At 56.9% G+C, this 16,597-nt stretch carries 18 protein-coding genes and 2 pseudogenes; 11 read left to right on the top strand and 9 right to left on the bottom strand.

What is annotated here, in order from left to right; genetic code table 11:
* The first annotated feature begins 152 nt into the window (after positions 1-152).
* The gene (locus tag ACQZ6F_RS27265) at positions 153-326 is read left to right on the top strand and encodes a hypothetical protein (RefSeq protein ID WP_449095269.1); all 174 of its coding nucleotides are present in this window, start codon (positions 153-155) and stop codon (positions 324-326) included.
* 121 nt (positions 327-447) lie between these two features.
* Positions 448-1,132 (top strand): annotated as a pseudogene (locus ACQZ6F_RS27260) (IS6 family transposase); the annotation flags it as partial.
* A 731-nt stretch (positions 1,133-1,863) separates the two neighbouring features.
* On the opposite strand, the gene ACQZ6F_RS27255 reads toward ACQZ6F_RS27260, so the two are convergent.
* Positions 1,864-3,081, bottom strand: coding sequence for an acyltransferase family protein (locus ACQZ6F_RS27255; protein ID WP_449095270.1), 1,218 nt, complete (start codon positions 3,079-3,081; stop codon positions 1,864-1,866).
* A 37-nt stretch (positions 3,082-3,118) separates the two neighbouring features.
* Here ACQZ6F_RS27255 and ACQZ6F_RS27250 point away from each other — a divergent pair, with 37 nt between their 5' ends.
* The 3 genes from ACQZ6F_RS27250 (at position 3,119) to ACQZ6F_RS27240 (ending at position 5,739) form a co-directional block, all read left to right on the top strand.
* Positions 3,119-4,018 (top strand): LytR/AlgR family response regulator transcription factor, encoded by a 900-nt coding sequence (locus ACQZ6F_RS27250; protein ID WP_449095271.1) that lies wholly within the window; start codon positions 3,119-3,121, stop codon positions 4,016-4,018.
* 558 nt (positions 4,019-4,576) lie between these two features.
* Positions 4,577-5,098, top strand: coding sequence for a ParB/RepB/Spo0J family partition protein (locus ACQZ6F_RS27245; RefSeq protein ID WP_449095272.1), 522 nt, complete (start codon positions 4,577-4,579; stop codon positions 5,096-5,098).
* Positions 5,099-5,253: 155 nt separating this feature from the next.
* Complete coding sequence (locus tag ACQZ6F_RS27240) at positions 5,254-5,739, top strand: hypothetical protein (protein WP_449095273.1); 486 nt, start codon at positions 5,254-5,256, stop codon at positions 5,737-5,739.
* A 117-nt stretch (positions 5,740-5,856) separates the two neighbouring features.
* On the opposite strand, the gene ACQZ6F_RS27235 is transcribed toward ACQZ6F_RS27240, so the two are convergent.
* The 5 genes from ACQZ6F_RS27235 to ACQZ6F_RS27215 form a co-directional block, all read right to left on the bottom strand.
* A complete protein-coding gene (locus ACQZ6F_RS27235) occupies positions 5,857-6,489 on the bottom strand; it encodes a nucleotidyl transferase AbiEii/AbiGii toxin family protein (protein ID WP_449095274.1) in 633 nt (210 codons plus the stop codon).
* 94 nt (positions 6,490-6,583) lie between these two features.
* Positions 6,584-7,180 (bottom strand): DUF6088 family protein, encoded by a 597-nt coding sequence (locus ACQZ6F_RS27230; protein ID WP_449095275.1) that lies wholly within the window; start codon positions 7,178-7,180, stop codon positions 6,584-6,586.
* Positions 7,181-7,544: 364 nt separating this feature from the next.
* Entirely contained in the window at positions 7,545-9,899 is a 2,355-nt protein-coding gene (locus ACQZ6F_RS27225) for a relaxase/mobilization nuclease domain-containing protein (protein WP_449095276.1), read from the bottom strand.
* Positions 9,899-10,306, bottom strand: a complete 408-nt coding sequence (locus tag ACQZ6F_RS27220; RefSeq protein WP_449095277.1) for a plasmid mobilization protein — start codon at positions 10,304-10,306, stop codon at positions 9,899-9,901. The genes ACQZ6F_RS27225 and ACQZ6F_RS27220 overlap by 1 nt, the downstream gene beginning before the upstream one ends.
* A gap of 433 nt (positions 10,307-10,739) precedes the next feature.
* The gene (locus tag ACQZ6F_RS27215; RefSeq protein WP_449095278.1) at positions 10,740-10,904 is read right to left on the bottom strand and encodes a hypothetical protein; all 165 of its coding nucleotides are present in this window, start codon (positions 10,902-10,904) and stop codon (positions 10,740-10,742) included.
* Between the two features lie 421 nt (positions 10,905-11,325).
* Here ACQZ6F_RS27215 and ACQZ6F_RS27210 point away from each other — a divergent pair, with 421 nt between their 5' ends.
* Together ACQZ6F_RS27210 and ACQZ6F_RS27205 are read left to right on the top strand one after the other, a co-directional pair.
* Entirely contained in the window at positions 11,326-11,631 is a 306-nt protein-coding gene (locus ACQZ6F_RS27210) for a WGR domain-containing protein (RefSeq protein WP_449095279.1), read from the top strand.
* Between the two features lie 56 nt (positions 11,632-11,687).
* Positions 11,688-11,966: an HU family DNA-binding protein gene (locus tag ACQZ6F_RS27205; RefSeq protein ID WP_449095280.1), complete on the top strand. Its 279-nt coding sequence runs from the start codon at positions 11,688-11,690 to the stop codon at positions 11,964-11,966.
* A 45-nt stretch (positions 11,967-12,011) separates the two neighbouring features.
* Here the strand turns inward: ACQZ6F_RS27205 and ACQZ6F_RS27200 are convergent, their stop codons facing one another.
* Positions 12,012-12,323 (bottom strand): DUF736 domain-containing protein, encoded by a 312-nt coding sequence (locus ACQZ6F_RS27200; RefSeq protein WP_449095281.1) that lies wholly within the window; start codon positions 12,321-12,323, stop codon positions 12,012-12,014.
* Positions 12,324-12,836: 513 nt separating this feature from the next.
* A complete protein-coding gene (locus tag ACQZ6F_RS27195; protein ID WP_449095282.1) occupies positions 12,837-13,355 on the bottom strand; it encodes a DUF6428 family protein in 519 nt (172 codons plus the stop codon).
* 42 nt (positions 13,356-13,397) lie between these two features.
* On the opposite strand from ACQZ6F_RS27195, the gene ACQZ6F_RS27190 reads away from it, so the two are divergent.
* From ACQZ6F_RS27190 to arsK, 4 genes and pseudogenes are all read left to right on the top strand, one after another.
* On the top strand, positions 13,398-13,754 hold the full coding sequence (locus ACQZ6F_RS27190; RefSeq protein WP_449095283.1) for an ArsR/SmtB family transcription factor: 357 nt from the start codon (positions 13,398-13,400) through the stop codon (positions 13,752-13,754).
* A complete protein-coding gene (locus ACQZ6F_RS27185; RefSeq protein WP_449095284.1) occupies positions 13,751-14,281 on the top strand; it encodes an arsenate reductase ArsC in 531 nt (176 codons plus the stop codon). Before ACQZ6F_RS27190 ends, ACQZ6F_RS27185 begins: the two co-directional genes overlap by 4 nt.
* 2 nt (positions 14,282-14,283) lie before the next feature.
* Positions 14,284-14,520 (top strand): annotated as a pseudogene (locus ACQZ6F_RS27180) (arsenic resistance protein); the annotation flags it as partial.
* An 8-nt stretch (positions 14,521-14,528) separates the two neighbouring features.
* The gene (gene arsK / locus ACQZ6F_RS27175) at positions 14,529-15,761 is read left to right on the top strand and encodes an arsenite efflux MFS transporter ArsK (protein ID WP_449095285.1); all 1,233 of its coding nucleotides are present in this window, start codon (positions 14,529-14,531) and stop codon (positions 15,759-15,761) included.
* 25 nt (positions 15,762-15,786) lie between these two features.
* Here the strand turns inward: arsK and ACQZ6F_RS27170 are convergent, their stop codons facing one another.
* Positions 15,787-16,545 (bottom strand): gamma-glutamyl-gamma-aminobutyrate hydrolase family protein, encoded by a 759-nt coding sequence (locus tag ACQZ6F_RS27170; protein WP_449095286.1) that lies wholly within the window; start codon positions 16,543-16,545, stop codon positions 15,787-15,789.
* Positions 16,546-16,597 lie beyond the last annotated feature (52 nt).

Genomic DNA, 16,597 nt, shown 5'->3' with positions numbered 1-16,597 from the left:
GGGGGCGTCAGCTTCGCGCGGCGGCGCATACCGCAAACAACTGACAAAAAGCTGAACGATGCCAGTGCTCGCGCGAAAATATCGGTAGGGAAACTCTACCCAAGCGCGCGAATTTCACTTTCCCAATCATAAGCAAAGTCTATAATATAGAAATGCAATATTATCTGCACCAAGATGATGACGGCGACTTTTCCATCCTCGACACGCGGACCTTCGAGGTTGTCACGCGTTCTGGCGTCAAGCTGGACAGATTGCATCTGGAGGCCGCCAAGAGGCTTCTTAACCTGCTGAAAGAATTGGACCGGCGCAGGGAGATGCCAAACTAATCAGCTGCCTGTTCGTCGGTAAGCCAGCCTGACGCTCGCCTGCACTCAACCAGGAGTGCCCATGGCGATGTCACCTTATTGTTGGTTTAACAGTTGGCGGATAATCGGGTTGGTATGAGCCAGCCGCCGATCAGTTACAAGAACCACCGTTTTCCGCCAAAGATCATCGCCCATGCGGTGTGGCTGTACTTCCGGTTCCCCTTGAGCCTATGGTTGGTTGAGGAAATGCTGTTGGAACGCGGTATCATCGTATCTTACGATACGATCCGGCGATGGAGCCGCAAATTTGGTGCAGTTTATGCCAACGAGTTCCGTCGCGAAAGGATATCTGGCATCTTGATGAGGTCGTAATTTCCATTGGCGGCCGAAAGCATTGGCTATGGCGGGCTGTTGACCAAAACGGCTATGTTCTCGACGAGATCGTGCAGGCCCGCCGCGATACCAAGGCTGCCAAGCGATTGCTGGTCAGGTTGCTGAGGATGCAGGGCATGTCGCCGAAGCGCATCGTCACCGACAAGTTGCGCTCATATGGAGCAGCAAGGCGCGATGTAATGCCGGGCGTTGAACATCGATCCCACAAGGGCCTTAATAATCGAGCGGAGAATTCTCACGTTCCACTTCGAAAGCGGGAACGGATGATGCAGGGATTTCGATCGGCGGGCGGCTTGCAACGTTTCATCTCAGTCTTTTCAGCCGTCAGAAATCTGTTCGTGCAACCACACCAGAAACGCTCAGCCCTGGCCGTGCACATTCATCGCATCCGCGCAATGGCGCAATGGAAAGCTGCGACCAGCGCAACCGCATAAGTTTGCTGGCAGACACCCCGTCTCGCTTCGCTGAAACAAAGTGACATCGCCAAGCCCAGCCATGAAGGTGTGGCTTACATCCAGACGTGTTCTGCTGCCAATCGGCGGCCGCCACATCGACGCCCCCAGCGAGGCAGCGCCCTCCGCTGCCTGAGGGAATATCAGCGGATGGACGCCGCCCGACGCCATGCGCAGCTTCCTCCGGTAAATCCCCATAAGCCACCGCAATCTCTTTGAGCTTGCATCCGGACGGAACGCACGGCGAGGCAGTCGGTCCCGTCTCCCCTTGGGACGCTACGCTGAGGCTCCTGCGGCCGCCCTGTTGTTCGCCCTAAGCGTGGCGAGAATGCCCGAAATCCCGCCCATGGCGGCGCGACGCTGATTTCCCCGATACTCTTCATTCCCGTATTCGCAGCGCCTTTGGCGCTGCGTGGGCTATGATTATGGCCGTCGTTTGCGTGGGGGCTGAATTCTAGCGGTTTTGGTTAGCGAGATTTCGCCTGTAATATTGACGAGTTTTCAGCACACAGAGGCTTCGGTAGGGTTTATACTGCAGTCGCACGCTCAATCTAGTGGGCGACTTTCTTCGGTAGACTATGGTCTGCCCACTCCCTTTTCGGTGTCGGCTCGCCCATGAAATTCGAAAGCGGCGACAGCGGCCCTGAACAACAAACGGGCATGGATATACTGTAACCGCATATGTGCTCAGAAAGCACTTTGGTGGAGGGCATTTACACCACCTTCCGCATTACGGGAACAAGCAGCATAACTCTCGCGCTCGTCCAACTCAGGGCCAAGGCCACGATGAAGGTTAGCAGGAATTTGACGCCCGCCGGTAGGCTCTGACCGAGCAGCAGCCGTTGGCACCACAATACAAACAGGTAATGGACCAGATAGATGCCGTAGGCGCAACGCGTTAGCTTGTCTATCCAAGGATGAGGCTTGCTAACCCCCCCCCGGAAAAGCGCGAGAAAGCCAAAGCAGCTGGTGACGCAACTGACCACCCAGAGAATAGCTTCGAGCGCTTCGCGTTGTGGCGTCGACAGTAGGGCGGTGATTGAAATGCGAGGCACTATCACCAAAAGATTGTAGGCTATGACGCAACCCAAAACCCACAAGGCCCAGTGGCGCGCCAACGCGCCACTGGGCGCCAGCAGCCCACGGTCCACGCCGCCTCTTCCAATCCAGACTCCAGCCAGAAACCACAACAGGTATAGGCCGAAACGACAGGTCTGAAAGTAGAACGGCCGAATTAGGAATATGGACCAGCCTCCGAAACCAAACACCTTCAAGGCTGGAAAATAGGCCACCCCGCATGCGAAAAGCATCGCCGCTGCGGCAAGCAGCGGGCGACGTTCCAACCATATCTCTTTCGACATCAGGGCCATGTCGCGCCTTGGTCTCGCGAGGAAGACGGCGGCGACGATGATGTCAAACAACAACAATACCCAGACAAACCAGAGTGGCCCTGGGGTGATGCCGTCCGTGAAGATATTCTGGCGCCAATAGTTGGCAAAGCCTGCTTCATGCCCCGTTATCCCCCAGGAAGAATAGTAGGCTACCGGCATCAGCGTAAGGGCCACCACCACGAACGGCGCGCCCAGCCTAAGCACACGGTTCTTCAGAAACGCCGCGGCACCTCCTCGCTGTAGCGATGGCCAGACAAACAAGCCGGAAACGAAGAACATTAGAGACATGAAGAATACGTCGTTGAAGTTCTCAGCGTAATCCAGGAGGATCCAGCGCATCTCGTCGACGATAGGCGCGGTCGATCGCAGATAATGGGCCGTATCGAGGTGAGCAAAGGTGGTGTAGGCAAGCGCACTGTGATGAGCCACGACCATGACCGTTAGCGTCGATCGCAGGTAGTCGATCGCGACATCTCTCGACTTGAGGACAACTTGCGGCCCAGTTAGGTTCGGCGACGAAGGTTCGGCGGTATAGGTCATATCTAGACGCTATGCCGAGCGCCGAGGGCGAGGCAAGATGACAGACATTGTAGAAAAAGCATTAGGGATCAGTGGCCGGGTCGGCGTGATCGGAGGTCGTCTTGTCCTTCGGGCGAAGTCGGACCCGAGCACCAAGCTGTTCATCATCATCGCCGTCGGCATCGTTGCTACCGTCCCGGTTAACGCTACGTCGACGTTATTGGAAGCTGCCCGGATGCACCGCACACTCAATAGTTGGGAGCCAATTGTGTGGGAGGTCTCAAGCGCACTCATCATGCTGTTGCTCGCGCCGCTAACCATTCTGGCGCTGGCTGGTTTCCCGATGAAGGCAAGGGCTCGGCTCAACCAGTTCGCTATCCACGCAGCGTTTACTCTCCCCTTTTCGCTCACCCATGTCGTGGGCATGGTTGTTTTGCGGAAGCTCGCCTACGCAGGATTTGGTTCTGCCTATCAGTTCGCCCACTTCAATGTGCCGGGCGATCTGGCCCGCGAGCTCATTTACGAATGGCGAAAAGACGCTTTGACCTACGCTGTTTGGGCTGCGATCTTTTATGCTTTGCAGCACGTAAGGACGCGACGGGGTAATACCAACGAGGCAAAGGCGACGGGAAGCTTTGAAGTTCGCGAGGGCGGCCATCGGATATTCGTCTACCCACCGGAGATTTGCTGGGTCGAGGCCGCAGGAAACTATGTTCAGCTGAACACCCGCGACCGATCCTATATGCTTCGCGGCACGCTAGGTGCCTGGGAAGCGCAACTTTCTTCACTTGGCTTCCTGCGCATTCATCGCTCACGCATAATCAACGTCGGGCACGTTCGCGCCATCCACTCAATTGATGGTAAGGAATTCGCAGTTACCCTTGACAATGGGCAGACAATCAAAGGCAGTCGTCGATTCCGCGGAGCGCTCGAACGCCTGACGCCGATACCGAGTTGAGCTTACAAATTCCCAACGCACCTCTTAAGTGCAGAGCAGTTTTAACTGCTACCAATGATCGCGAATCCGGAAATGGCGACCCGTATGCCGCCTCAGGACCGGAGCCTGCAGAAGCTGTCTGCCGTCGCCGAATTCGTTCGAGAGGATGTATCTGGATCAATTCCGAAGGCTTCTGAATATGGCGCTATCAGCTCTATTCCGATTACATAAACCGCATTTCGTATATCCTTAGGATGATAATATTGATCTGTCCGCTGTTGGGGTTTTCTGCGGTGGGCTTCACTTGGGTGCCAAAGACTTCGAAGAAGCGATCAACGATTTAATTTCATAAGAAATATACGACTTTAGCACTCTGTATTCGCCTTAGGGGGGCCAGGGGCTTCGCCCCTTTCTCCCCCCAACAGGTCTTCCGCCCAACTTCCTTCGCTGCACTCCGTGCAGCCGGTTCCCCGCGAAGACTGTTGTCCCCTTCCATCCCCACCGCTCGCGCGGCCCCGGGAAGCAGAACGCGGTTCTGCTCCGTGTTCGATTTGAACAATCAATGGAAGGACTAACACCATGGACAATATCGCCATGACCACCGAAACCCTCATCGAGCCGGTCAGCATCCGTGCGGCCATCGAGCAAATCCCGCTGTCACGTCTGGTGCCGAGCAAGACCAACGTGCGCCGCGTCAATGCTAGCGTCGGTGTGTCGGAACTGGCCGACAGCATCGAGGCCCTGGGCCTTATCCAGAACCGGACCGTGCGCAAGGTCAAGAAGGCCAAGTATGAAGTCGTGGCAGGTTCGCGCCGCCTTGCGGCACTCAACCTGTTAGTCAAGGAGGGGCGGCTGGCCGAGGATGCCGAAATCCCGTGCAACGTCCGCGACGACAACGACACCGAGCTTTCGTTGGCGGAGAACGTGCAGCGGGAAGCCATGCATGTCGTGGATGAAATCCTCAGCTACCGGCAGCTTGCCGAGGACGGCATGGCGCCCGATGTGATTGCCTCCCGCTTTGGGCAATCGGTTATCACCGTGCGCCAGCGGCTCAAGCTAGCGAACCTCTCGCCTACCCTCCAATGTTTTGCGAGGCTTTGAATGGCTGTTGCGCGGGATATCACCTGCGTTCCAACAGGTCACAACTCATAATACGATTAGCTCCCGATCAATTGTAGGATTCTGCAGCGTCTGCAATATTCATTGTCGGCGCTACCGCCACGAGCCGGTAAACCCAAGGTCAGCGAGGAGGCACGATGGATGCTATGACGGAAACAGACGCAGCCGGTCGAGTTCAGGAGATTCTGACGGCCATCAAACCCCTGGCCGCTGAATACTACCGTCTGACTGGCAGGCCTCTTGGCGTCATCGGTGAAGTTGCCGCGCCCCTTGCAGCCGAAGTCCTCAATCTGGAATTGGCGCCGCCACGTACGGTAGGCTACGACGCCATTCGACATCGTACCGATGGCAGCAGGGAGCATATCCAGATCAAAGGGAGAGCTTACAGCGTACATCCGCACCCGAGTCAGTTGCTCGGCCGGGTCAAACAAGCCGCCGACTGCCATACCGTGCTGCTCGTGCTCCTCGACAACGTAACACTGGATCTTTGTGAGATCTGGGAAGCACCTTATTCAGAGGTCGCAGAGCAATTTGTCATGCCGGGCTCAAATAGCCCGGCGCGGGGTGCACTTAGCGTCATCGAGTTCAAGCGCGTTGCCATTAAGGTTTGGCCCGTCGACTGACCTTCGCCTACGGCGACCAGTCGCCAGCATCCACCTCTACCCCTTAATTCGTGCACAGTATCGTACACATACACAGAATTTATAAGATATTATCAAGTAATAACAACAAGTTATGCATTACCATATGGGACTTAAAATGTAGTGGAGGTCGTGCCAATGGCGCGAGAACCTTTCCTTCTTTAGGTTCTCCTGCAAGCTGTAGACATGTGCCGCCGTTGCCTTCTCCCAGAACGTAGGCTCGACCTTCATCGTCCGCACAGTGGCGGTCGGAAAGGTAACGGTAGGTATTACCCGCTGAGCATAACAGTCGATGTTCTTCGAAATCGTTGGCTCGCCGGTCGAACGAGCGCCAAACTCCAATAGCACCGACGAACGGACGTAGCTGTACCCCGAGAAATGGCTATCGAAGTTAACATTGAGAGTTTCGCTGCTCTCCTGCACAAGCTTGGCGCGAAGTCCGTCCTTTGCAATGGCTTCTTCAAGGACAGGCGCGAGATCATTGCGAATCCATTCGGGAAGCTTCTCGCGCACCGCGTTTGTCAGCTTGCTTTCCTGACTCTTGGTCGGCGGAATTCCATCTTCATCGAAGTTCATTCCAGGAAGGAAGCGTCGGATGTCATAGGTTAGGTCGACATCCTCCGAGAATCCGTCAATCAGGCCGTATGCCTTCGACAGTGACGTGCCGCCTTTAAATGACAGCACGCCGCCGAAGTCCGACGTGAAGACGGCGTTGAGAACCCAAACGACCATTACGTCCTTTTCTAGGATGTGAGGGGCAAGATTGAGTTCATTCGAGGCGAAGCTGAGTAGCCGTTCCCGGGCATCCCAGTCGAGCTCAATGAAACTAGTCGACGAGTTCCGCCTCGCTTATTGCTTTCACCATCCACGCGGGAACGCTCCGCTTCATCTTCGAAACCTGCTTCCACTCCCCGGCGGTCAGCTTACTGCGTACTGCTTTTGCGAGGGACACTGCGCTTTGCGGGCCCAAGTGTGCAATCGCCCTGATTGCTTCGCCTGCCTTGGAGTTCGGCATTGCCATCTGCCAGGCAGGCGCATGCTTCAGGAAGACCTTCCGTCGTCCGAGCATAAGAATCCCGGCCTTTCCCGTCGTGAGGAAAAGCTCTTGCACAGGCACTTGGGTCGTCAGACCTAGGTTATTCGCCGCCCTCGTGCCGCTTGGAGCAATCCGCTCGCCAGTGATTTTTCCGTACGAGCTGACGACCTTTTCCGCAGACGGTGGGTACGTGCCAAACTTGCTTTCCTGGGCGGCTACATACATTCCTCGCGCCACACGGATAACCTTCCCGGCTGCAGCAAGCCGACTGAATGCCTTATCAACAGCAGTCCGAGACCCGAGGGAAAGGAATTCTTTCGGGGTCACAATCTTGCCTGCCGGTGCCCGGCGAAGCCGTTGGATGATAATATTCTTCATTTCTTCCATGGATACTCCCCCGTCAGAATAAACATGCGTATTTCGGACACCAGTCAATGGTAACCAACTGATTTAATACAATTAATCTCTCAACCAAAAAGGGTTACATTACACGCGAATCTAAATAATTTCGGTTTTGATGCGGAAACTCAACGACGACGGTGTTCAGGGCAACTGAATGTGGGCAGTGGAGCACCGCGCTAGTCGAGCTCCTGGAGCGGCAGTCTCGCAGGGCCTACCGGGATCCTTAGGGGCTTTCGAGAACCGACGAAAGCAGCGCCGGGGAATCAGCGACGCCCGCCGTTTGACAGGATTGATTTACCCCACGGGAATCGAAGTCCGGCAGGAAACTCAGGGACGCAGACGGTGATTATCACAGTTCGCGATCATCTTCGTCGCGCGACAGCACGTCGTCACTTCCACGAACCGAGGCGCCTGAGTTCGGTTCGTCGGCGCGACCTAATCCTGTGATCTCGTCGCGATGCCTCGTCGAAGCCGGCAGGCGCTCCACATTCAACATTTGCGCTTCGCTAGGCTCCTCGGTCAATGCACCGCCACCGGATCTGGGATCTTGCCCACGATGGATGTCCAATACCTCACCTTTACCAGCTGGCCCGTCTCTGCCAGATTGATGGCGAGAGCGTTCGACACGTTCGATTGCCACGCGCAGCTCTTCATCGGTCTCGGCGATTTCTCGGATCAATGAATTTCCAGCAACTCCAAGTTCAGCGGCACGCGTGATCTCCACCTTGAGATTTTCTCGAAGCATTCTCACATCGGCCTGAACATCGCCGGCATCCGCTCGTTCGATCGCTTCGCGACAAAATTCCAGATCGAGCATGACCTCATTTGCAACTTCGACTGCCCTATAACCGTGTCGGGCGACCGCGTCGCCCCACCGCTCGTTCGTATCGTTAGCGGTTTCGATGCGTTCGCTTATCGGTCCGTCTTGTTCCGCTTGCTCCATCAATGCGCGTCTGGCGGCCATATGTTCCCTCGTCGCGGCAACGATCCGCTGAAAGTCCTCCTGCTCATCGGCCGGAGCACTACGCTCAGCGTTAAAGAGCGCAATCTCAACTCGTCGTTCATAGCCTTCAAACTCGACCCTGTTCATCTGAAGCACTTCATCATCTCCGAAAACAACCTCGACCAATGTAACTAAATTCGTATTGAAATGCGAGAGGGAGTTGTCCTTCGATACTCCCGCGTCAAAAGATCGAGATCCCGCGATTTCGGCCATAGTTAGGCGCGCCGACTGCGCTTTTATATAGTTTCGGCTCGTCAGCTCCTCCTCATCTTGAGCGAGGACTGACCACTCCGACTTAGCGACTTCAGTATACCTCCGGCCCTTCTCGGTATCGGTCGAATGCCGAATGTCCCGCCGCTTATCGTCATATCTCCGCTGCCCCGCCTCGGTCGTTCCCTCATGTTCGGTACGCCCAAGCCGGCTTGTCGGTCGCACCTGATTTCGATGGTAGGGCGGAGGGCTTGCCCGATCACGTCTGTCTGTCATCTCCATGCGGATCCCGTGTTCGCGGGCCTTCTCGGCCATTGTGACGCGCCAGCGCCGGAACGAAGCAATGGAAGTCTCAATTCTGTCTCCCGCGTCAGAACGCATCGCCACGATCGCATGAATATGGACATGAGGTCGTTTGCCCCCTTCCCTCTCATTCTTCGGATCGTTCGACGGATCATGGAGAGAAAAGACATAACGATACCCTGAGAATTCCTGCCCGAGAAACTCCCGCGCTGAAGCATGAAAGCGATCGACATCAGTTCCTGCCCTGGCTGAAAGAATGAGGTGCATGACATCGCGCGGTTTGCGACTGTGCAGTTGATCGCGCCATTCGAGCCGGACGAGGTCACTTGCCTGCGTTGGGTTCTCGATAGTCTGTCCGCCCTCGTCTCTTGCTCCACCGTGCTGCTCAACAAGATCACGTAGCCGGCTAGCACCATAATCCACGCCGTTCCCATAGCCAGTGAATCGAAAGACCATTGATTGAACGGGACGGTGCTCCTCGCTGGCCAGACGAAGCTGGACGATTTCGGAAGACTTGCGATCTCCAGTCAGGCGTTCGCCCCCGCTGTCACGCAACACGCAAACGCCATCAATCCTGTAACCTGGCGCAGCATCATATGGCGTAATCGCATAGGCAAAACTGCGATCACCCAGTCCACGTTTGAGGAGTGCGTTTGCCTGGAAATGCAAATCATATCCATGATCGAACCCGCCGTTGACCTCAACGAAGAACGTCCCAAGGTCTCGGCTTTTCGCGCGGTTCTTCATGAGATGATCCCACTCCCCGCGGACGGATGAAAGCTCATCCGATCCGCGCAACTCCTCACCCCGCTCATTCTCGACGGCAACTTTTCCGTTTCGGGAGATGTAGCTGACCATCGCCGAGAGCCGCCCTCCTCCGCCAAAGGACGCCACCTTCACGACGGCGGGCTGGCTACCATTGGCGAGTGCGGAAAACCGGCTGCGCATCGATGGCTCGCCGGGCCATCCTTGCGATCTTCCATCGTGGCGACCTCGATCTCCTCGCGTGAATCTCGAAGCGGGGCCAGCAGAACCAAACGCGCCGGCCGCAGGACTGGTAGCCGCGCTTCCCCGGCGCCGATATTCATCGTCCTCCAGCGCTCTATTGCGTAGCCGCAATCGCTCATGCAGCAGAGCAGCCTTGCGGCCTTCCCATTCCTTCTCGAACGCTCCGAGGAAAAATTCCACTAAGCCAACCCGCGCCGACGAGCGGCACGCGCCCCATGCGTTCGGAGTTCGATCATGATTGAGGCCGCGACCTTCTGAACGTCACGCAGCGCGCTCAAAACCTCACCCGGCTCCATCCGGCCGGCACTGTTGGCCGATCGTGCCAATCGGTCGAGATTCGCCCCGATCGCTCGCATATCCAGGAGCAACATATCGAGAATAGCCCTGTCATCCTCCGTAAAGAACGGGAGAACGCCGGCACCTTCAAGCATGAGCGAACGGATGAAACTCGAGACTGTTATGCCGGCAGTGGCTGCCGCGTGCTCAACGGCGGCATACTCGGCGACGGAAAGGCGAGCGTGCACGACACGGGCCTTTACCCCGCCCACCAATGGTCCGTTCTGTATTCTTTTTACATTCGCAGCCAACGCGCCATCCTCAACAGTGAGTGCGGCAGCTCTATCGACGGCGTGTCCGTCGATTGTCAGCAAATATGTATCACAAATTTGCGTATCCTGCCAAAACAAAACTAAACGAATTTAGTTTACTCTTCAAGCCCACTCCGTCGCTCAATGCAGCCCTTCAACTCACTCTGCCTGCGATGAATAAATGACAAGATGCGCACGAAATCTCGAGAGGGTCGTGGATTTATAAGCTCTTGCTGATGACGAATAGGGAAACTGGTGGGGACACCTCATCCCTCGATCCATGGGGCAATCGATATTCCTCCACCACTGGATCCCGGACTCTAGGCACGTTCCTATAGCGCTACTAGTTACATTGTGAGAGATCGCGACACCTGATATGTGCAGCTCCCAGCCGATCGATCGAGCGCACGACGGGAGAGAGATCGCGCCGACCTCAGAAAGGTGGCTCCGCGCTCACGCGGCCATCGAGTTCAGCATAGAGCACCTCGCGCTCGGCAAGCACCAGTTCAAGTTCCGCTTCGATCTGGCGCCGCTCCGGAAGGCTTGCGGCGTTACGTGCCTCGGCGCGGAGTTCCTCGATTTGTTGTTCGATAATCATGATTGCCGTCTCCTTGACGTTTGTGAGAGATGACAGCGGCGAGCTGGGTGGGCGAAGGCAAGTCAAGGCTCGCCATGGCGACCGGCGGAGCCGGCGCGCGGAGGGGCCGATTTTGTCGTAGCGCAGTGAAACGAAGCGAAGAGAAAATTGGAGGGGCCGTGCGGCCTTGAGTTGACTTTGTCCGCCCGGCACAATTCGCCGATCTGAGCAGACAGGGTTCACTCTCTTGGGGCACCCCTTCTTCAATGCACCAGGGATGATCCAATGGAATCGAAGGTGGCAGAGAACACTCGGCAACTATTGCGCTGATGGCGGTAGCTTGAGCGCGCGCGCTGTGACGGGCCAATATCCATCAGTTTTGTGAATCGAACACCCTTTATCGATTCAAAACACTCGTTGGACGCAGGTGGAGGTGGTCGGCATGCTGTGCGGCATGGCCCTTTGCATCTTTAGGCTTTATTGCCAGCGTATCGATAAGACTAGAAACATGGCGCGCTACTATGCGCTTTCCATGCAGCCAACGTTGTTTGGCGAAATCTCGGTTGTGCGTTGCTGGGGGCGCATCGGCAAGCGTGGTGGGGAGAAGGCCGAGCTGTTCACGACAGAGAAGGAAGCCATCGCCTATTTTCTTGAACTGGCGCGAAGAAAGCGGGCAAAGGGATATCGCCCCGTCGGAACCTGTGGAAATCCAGGCGGTTTGAACCGGTTTACCGAGCCGGCTCAATGACAGAACCGGCTGCCGGTGTCAGAGATTCTGAATCAATCCGCAATTGGGAGACCGCTATGACCACGACCAATGAAATTGCTGACAAGATCGCTAGTGCGCATGGCCTGACCAAGACGCAGAGCAAGACGATTGTCGAAGCTGTTATCGCCTCTATCACCGACGCCGCAATTGCCGGCAACGAAACCTCCCTGCCCGGTTTCGGCAAGTTCAAGGTCAAGGCAACACCAGAGCGCGAGGCGCGAAATCCGGCGACCGGTGCCACGATCAAAGTGGCCGCCGCGAAGAAGCTGACATTCACACCTGCCAAGGCGCTGAAGGATGCGTTGAACAAGTGACATGACAAAGCCCCGCTCGGTGAGAGCGGGGCTATTTGCCAGCCATCAGCGGCGTGTATTGCGCGACCAGATGAGCTGGAGACCTTCCTGCCCCTGGACTTCCGTGAGCGTTGCGTAGATCGGGGCGGCAAAGCTAGGGTCGTCGAGCTTGACGGAAATGTAACACCGCTCGCTCTCCCGAGCCTGCTTCTGCCAGCCGGCGCCGAATTCGACGTTTCCAGCGAGAACCCGGAAGTCGGGGGCGTCCTCCGAGGAGCGTTCGACACGGACGATCTTGGCCTTGACGTTGAGGTTAAGTGTTTTGATCGTGCCGGAGAAGCCATTTTCGGATGCGGTGAAAGAACCGATTGTTGCCATTGCCGTAATCCTTTTCGGTTGTTCGGGCCGCGCCCATCGCGACCTCGATGGCTGTCGACAAGACCGGGAACGATCGGACCGCACCCCTTGGGGCTGTAACGAAGTGGAGGACGGCCATCGGCCGAGGCTTTCTTGGCTATCGCGAGGAATGTCCGCGCAGCGGACAGGGGAAGAAAACGAGCCAGGCCGTTGCGGGACAACGATCGAGCCGAGCGCGCGAGGCGATTTCCGGTCAGACATGCCCCATCGAGCCCGCGGGGGTGAGCCATTGCATCGGAACAGGGGAGAGGTTGGACTCATTCGGTGCGCCGCATACCGCCAGCGAACTCAAGGCGGGACCAAAACATGACCACACGAAGGGCAATTCCTCAGGAGTGCGTGCCGCCCGATTGAGTTGCATCGTGGTTGTCCTGTTCAGCAGATTTCTGAATTGGTATGTGCCTATTGGCCAAAGCAGACGCTGCGCACCAAGCGCAGCGATATATCCTGACAGCCAACTGAAAAATGACGGCATCAGGTGCAGCGCGCGCTTTTCCCGGCCGAGGGACTGCAGCAGGACGACGCTTGTTGGTCGACGAGCCAGCGATCACGCGGCTTGCAGCTTGCTGGCCGTGCTGCGAGTTCGATATGGAGATGTCCATCGCGAAGAGTGGGATACGCAGCTTGGTAGAGCTGTATCGGCCGCACACCGTCGCTGACCTCGAACGTCAGCCTGGCGGATCCGTCGAGTTTTACGTGTTCCGAAACTTTGCGGATGATATCAGCGAATTTTCCGGTCGGCATATGGGTGCGCTCGCCCTCGTCGATGTCCCAGAGCTGCACGAAAATCTCCGTCCAGGCCTCCGGATTGGCACCGCAGTCAAGCGCGGCGAACTGGCCCGCCTTCACCTCCGTCACATGATAGCCGCCCTTCACAGGCCGACCGTCGTAGTGGAAGACGAGCGGCAGATGCTTCGCTGTCGCAAGAGTTTCGAGAAGCAAACCAAGGCTGATATCGGTGCTCCGAATTTTCGAGTTGTCGATCGCGTTCATTTGGAGTAATCCATATTTCAATGCTTCAAGGATGATTGAAATATGGACCAGCGTCAAGCTCTAGGTGCCTTCTCCGCCCTCTCCCAGGAAACCCGTTTGCAGATCGTGCGCCTGCTCGTCGTCGCCGGTCCGGATGGCATGGCCGCCGGCGCCTTGGCCGAGAAGGTCGAGGTCTCGCCGTCGAACATCTCCTTCCATCTGAAGGAGCTCGAGCATTCCGGATTGATTGCCGCGCAACGACAATCCCGCTCGATCATCTACACCGCCAACTATGAATCTCTGGGCGGTCTCATACGCTTCCTGATGGAAGACTGCTGCTCTGGACATCCCGAAATCTGCGCGCCGGCCGCAGCGGTTGCCGCGTGCTGTGCACCAAAAATGGAGGAGGAACTGCAATGAGCGCCGATCACATCTACAATGTACTATTTCTGTGCACGGGCAATTCCGCCCGCTCGATCCTGGCCGAAGCCATTCTCGAGGCCGAGGGGAAGGGCCGGTTCCGTGCCTTCTCGGCCGGGAGCCAGCCCAAGGGAAAAGTCCGTCCCGAGGCGTTGAAGACGCTCGAGGCTCTCGGATACCGCGCGACCGGCTTCTCTTCGAAGAGCTGGGACGTCTTCGCAAAACCTGGCGCGCCTCAAATGGATTTCATCTTTACCGTCTGCGACAACGCTGCCGGCGAGGCCTGTCCGGTCTGGATCGGTCATCCGGCGACGGCTCACTGGGGGATCGAGGATCCCGCCGCCGTCGAGGGCTCGGAGGTCGACAAGGGCCGAGCGTTTGCCCAGGCCGCCAAATTCCTGAAGAACCGCATATCGCTGTTCGTGAACCTGCCGCTCACCACGATCGACAAGCTTGCGCTGGAAACCAAGCTGCACGAAATCGGCCGTATCGAAGGCAGCACCAACGGCAAGGGTGAGGTTGCCTGACGATGTCGACCTTTGTGCGCTATTTCACTGTCTGGGTGTTCCTCTGCATCGGTGTCGGCGTGGCCCTCGGGCATATGATGCCCGGCATGTTCCACGCAATCGGGGCGGCCGAGATCGCCAAGGTCATTGTCCCCGTAGCGGTACTGATCTGGCTGATGATCATCCCGATGCTGATCAATATCGATTTTGCGGCGCTCAACCAGGTCGGGCGCCACTGGCGCGGCATTGGCGTGAGCCTCAAATCCATATGACGGCGGATACCGAACGGTCACCCGCCGCTGCAATCCTTGCTTTGGGTCTCACGCAGATCATTGGCTACGGAACGCTCTATTACAGTTTCAGCATTCTCGCGCCTGCCATGGCGCGGGATTTGAACTGGTCGTCGGAATGGATCTTTGGCGCACTGTCGGCGGCTCTCTTGATCGGCGGTCTCGCCGCACCGATCATGGGAAAATGGATCGACCGCTTCGGTGCTGGCCGCGTCATGACAGGTGGCTCGGCGATCGCCGCCGTCGCACTTGCAGCTTGCGCCTTCTCTTCCGGCAAGGTCGCCTTCGTCGCGGCGCTGATCGCGATCGAGACGGCGTACAATCTGGTGCAATATGGCGCCGCCTTTGCTTTACTCGTTCAGATCAGGCCGCAAGTTGCTCAGCGTAGCATCACGTACCTAACCTTGATTGCCGGCTTCGCCTCAACGATCTTCTGGCCGGTCACGACGGCTCTGCATTCACATCTCTCCTGGCAAAACGTCTACCTGATCTTCGCGGCGATCAATCTTCTAGTCTGCCTTCCCATCCACGCGTGGTTGTCGCACGGCGTCAACGAAACCCGCAAACGGGAGAAAAATGAAGGAACAAAACCTGTCGAGCCAAGCCTGAAGCCATCCGCACGAACGTGGGCCTTTATCCTGATGGTCATGGGCTTTGCTCTGGAGAGCTTCGTCAACGCCGCCCTCCTCGTGCATATGGTCCCCGTACTATCCGGACTTGGGCTGGGAGCCACGGCGGTAATGGTCGGCACGCTGTTTGGTCCGTCACAGGTCCTGAGCCGCTTCACCAATATGGTCTTCGGGGGCGGCTTATCACAGCTTACGTTGGCGCTTGTTTCCGCTGTGTTGCTGCCGGGAGCGCTTGTCATTCTCATCATCACTGCGCCCTCGGTGCCCGGCGCGTTGGTGTTCGCCTTCGTCTTTGGTCTCGGGTCTGGGCTGAGCAGTATCGTACAGGGGACCTTGCCACTGGCACTCTTTGGGAGTCAGGGGTACGGAAAGCGTCAGGGACAGGTCCTGTCCATTCGTCTGGTCATCTCGTCGACCGCACCGTTTGTTCTGTCGTTCATGATGGAAAACATCGGCGTATCGTGGTCGCTTGTTGTTGCTGCTGCCGTCGGCGCCATTGCCGTTCTCGCGTTCATCGCGATTGGTCGACTGGCGCGCCTCCCTGAACGACCGCACAGCACCCTGGGCCGGGTTAGAACTTAGTCCCATATTCAGGTAGGGCAACGGATTAGCATGCGGCTTCTACCAGAGCACGAAACACCGCGTTTCCGGGATGGTCCGTGTCTACAAATTGCTCTTGATGCCATTGAAGGCCGATCGCGAACGAGTTGGAGACCACCTCGATAGCCTCGATCAGTCCGTCTTCAGCGTGAGCGCTCGCAACAACGGTTGGTGACAATTGTGCAATCGCTTCGCGATGGAAAGAATTTACATCGATGCGGGGTTTGCGAATTATCTCCGCCAAACGTGAGTCCGGGCGAATCTCGACAGCATGGAGGTAGTCCCGCTTGTCGTGTTCGACGACACTCGGAAAGGACGCGCGGAGATCGGGCGTGAGACGACAGCCGTTCAAGCACGCGAGCATTTGCATCCCGGCACATATACCAAGGACGGGTTTATCCCTCTCCAAGTAACCCTCCACGATTGCTCTCTCGATATCGAGGCGTTCCGATGGCGGGGCTCTGGACGTCTCCGCGGAAATGTACCAGCTGTCGGGATAAGCGAACCGACCCCCTACAGCCACCAAGCCATCGAACTCGTTTAAAACGACGCTCACGACTTCCGAGAGATATGGAATACCGAAGGGTAGACCTCCGGCATTGCTCACCCCTCGAAAATACCCTTTGGCCGCTTCATAGCGGGTTCCGCCTGTGCTTGTATTCTCGTCGAGAATGATTGCTATGCGGGGCTGACGCATAAGATCCGGTCTTTCGCCTGTGGTCGTTTCGACAGCGTTTTTGGCATGCTTGGCATCATGAATGCACAACAGGCGCCTCATTTCGAGACTAAGGCGTGATATCGATGTGGAAATCGACATT

Source organism: Rhizobium sp. A22-96, from assembly GCF_053521805.1.
This window is presented reverse-complemented; position numbering and strand designations above follow the sequence as displayed.

Excerpts from the sequence above, each read along its gene's own strand:
- ACQZ6F_RS27190 (WP_449095283.1), top strand. The coding sequence starts at position 13,398 with ATGGACCAGCGTCAAGCTCTAGGTGCCTTCTCCGCCCTCTCCCAGGAA.
- arsK (WP_449095285.1), top strand. The coding sequence starts at position 14,529 with ATGACGGCGGATACCGAACGGTCACCCGCCGCTGCAATCCTTGCTTTG.
- ACQZ6F_RS27240 (WP_449095273.1), top strand. The coding sequence starts at position 5,254 with ATGGATGCTATGACGGAAACAGACGCAGCCGGTCGAGTTCAGGAGATT.
- ACQZ6F_RS27230 (WP_449095275.1), bottom strand. The coding sequence starts at position 7,180 with ATGGAAGAAATGAAGAATATTATCATCCAACGGCTTCGCCGGGCACCG.
- ACQZ6F_RS27185 (WP_449095284.1), top strand. The coding sequence starts at position 13,751 with ATGAGCGCCGATCACATCTACAATGTACTATTTCTGTGCACGGGCAAT.
- ACQZ6F_RS27245 (WP_449095272.1), top strand. The coding sequence starts at position 4,577 with ATGGACAATATCGCCATGACCACCGAAACCCTCATCGAGCCGGTCAGC.
- ACQZ6F_RS27255 (WP_449095270.1), bottom strand. The coding sequence starts at position 3,081 with ATGACCTATACCGCCGAACCTTCGTCGCCGAACCTAACTGGGCCGCAA.
- ACQZ6F_RS27250 (WP_449095271.1), top strand. The coding sequence starts at position 3,119 with ATGACAGACATTGTAGAAAAAGCATTAGGGATCAGTGGCCGGGTCGGC.
- ACQZ6F_RS27215 (WP_449095278.1), bottom strand. The coding sequence starts at position 10,904 with ATGATTATCGAACAACAAATCGAGGAACTCCGCGCCGAGGCACGTAAC.
- ACQZ6F_RS27235 (WP_449095274.1), bottom strand. The coding sequence starts at position 6,489 with ATGGTCGTTTGGGTTCTCAACGCCGTCTTCACGTCGGACTTCGGCGGC.
- ACQZ6F_RS27200 (WP_449095281.1), bottom strand. The coding sequence starts at position 12,323 with ATGGCAACAATCGGTTCTTTCACCGCATCCGAAAATGGCTTCTCCGGC.
- ACQZ6F_RS27195 (WP_449095282.1), bottom strand. The coding sequence starts at position 13,355 with ATGAACGCGATCGACAACTCGAAAATTCGGAGCACCGATATCAGCCTT.
- ACQZ6F_RS27205 (WP_449095280.1), top strand. The coding sequence starts at position 11,688 with ATGACCACGACCAATGAAATTGCTGACAAGATCGCTAGTGCGCATGGC.
- ACQZ6F_RS27210 (WP_449095279.1), top strand. The coding sequence starts at position 11,326 with ATGCTGTGCGGCATGGCCCTTTGCATCTTTAGGCTTTATTGCCAGCGT.
- ACQZ6F_RS27265 (WP_449095269.1), top strand. The coding sequence starts at position 153 with ATGCAATATTATCTGCACCAAGATGATGACGGCGACTTTTCCATCCTC.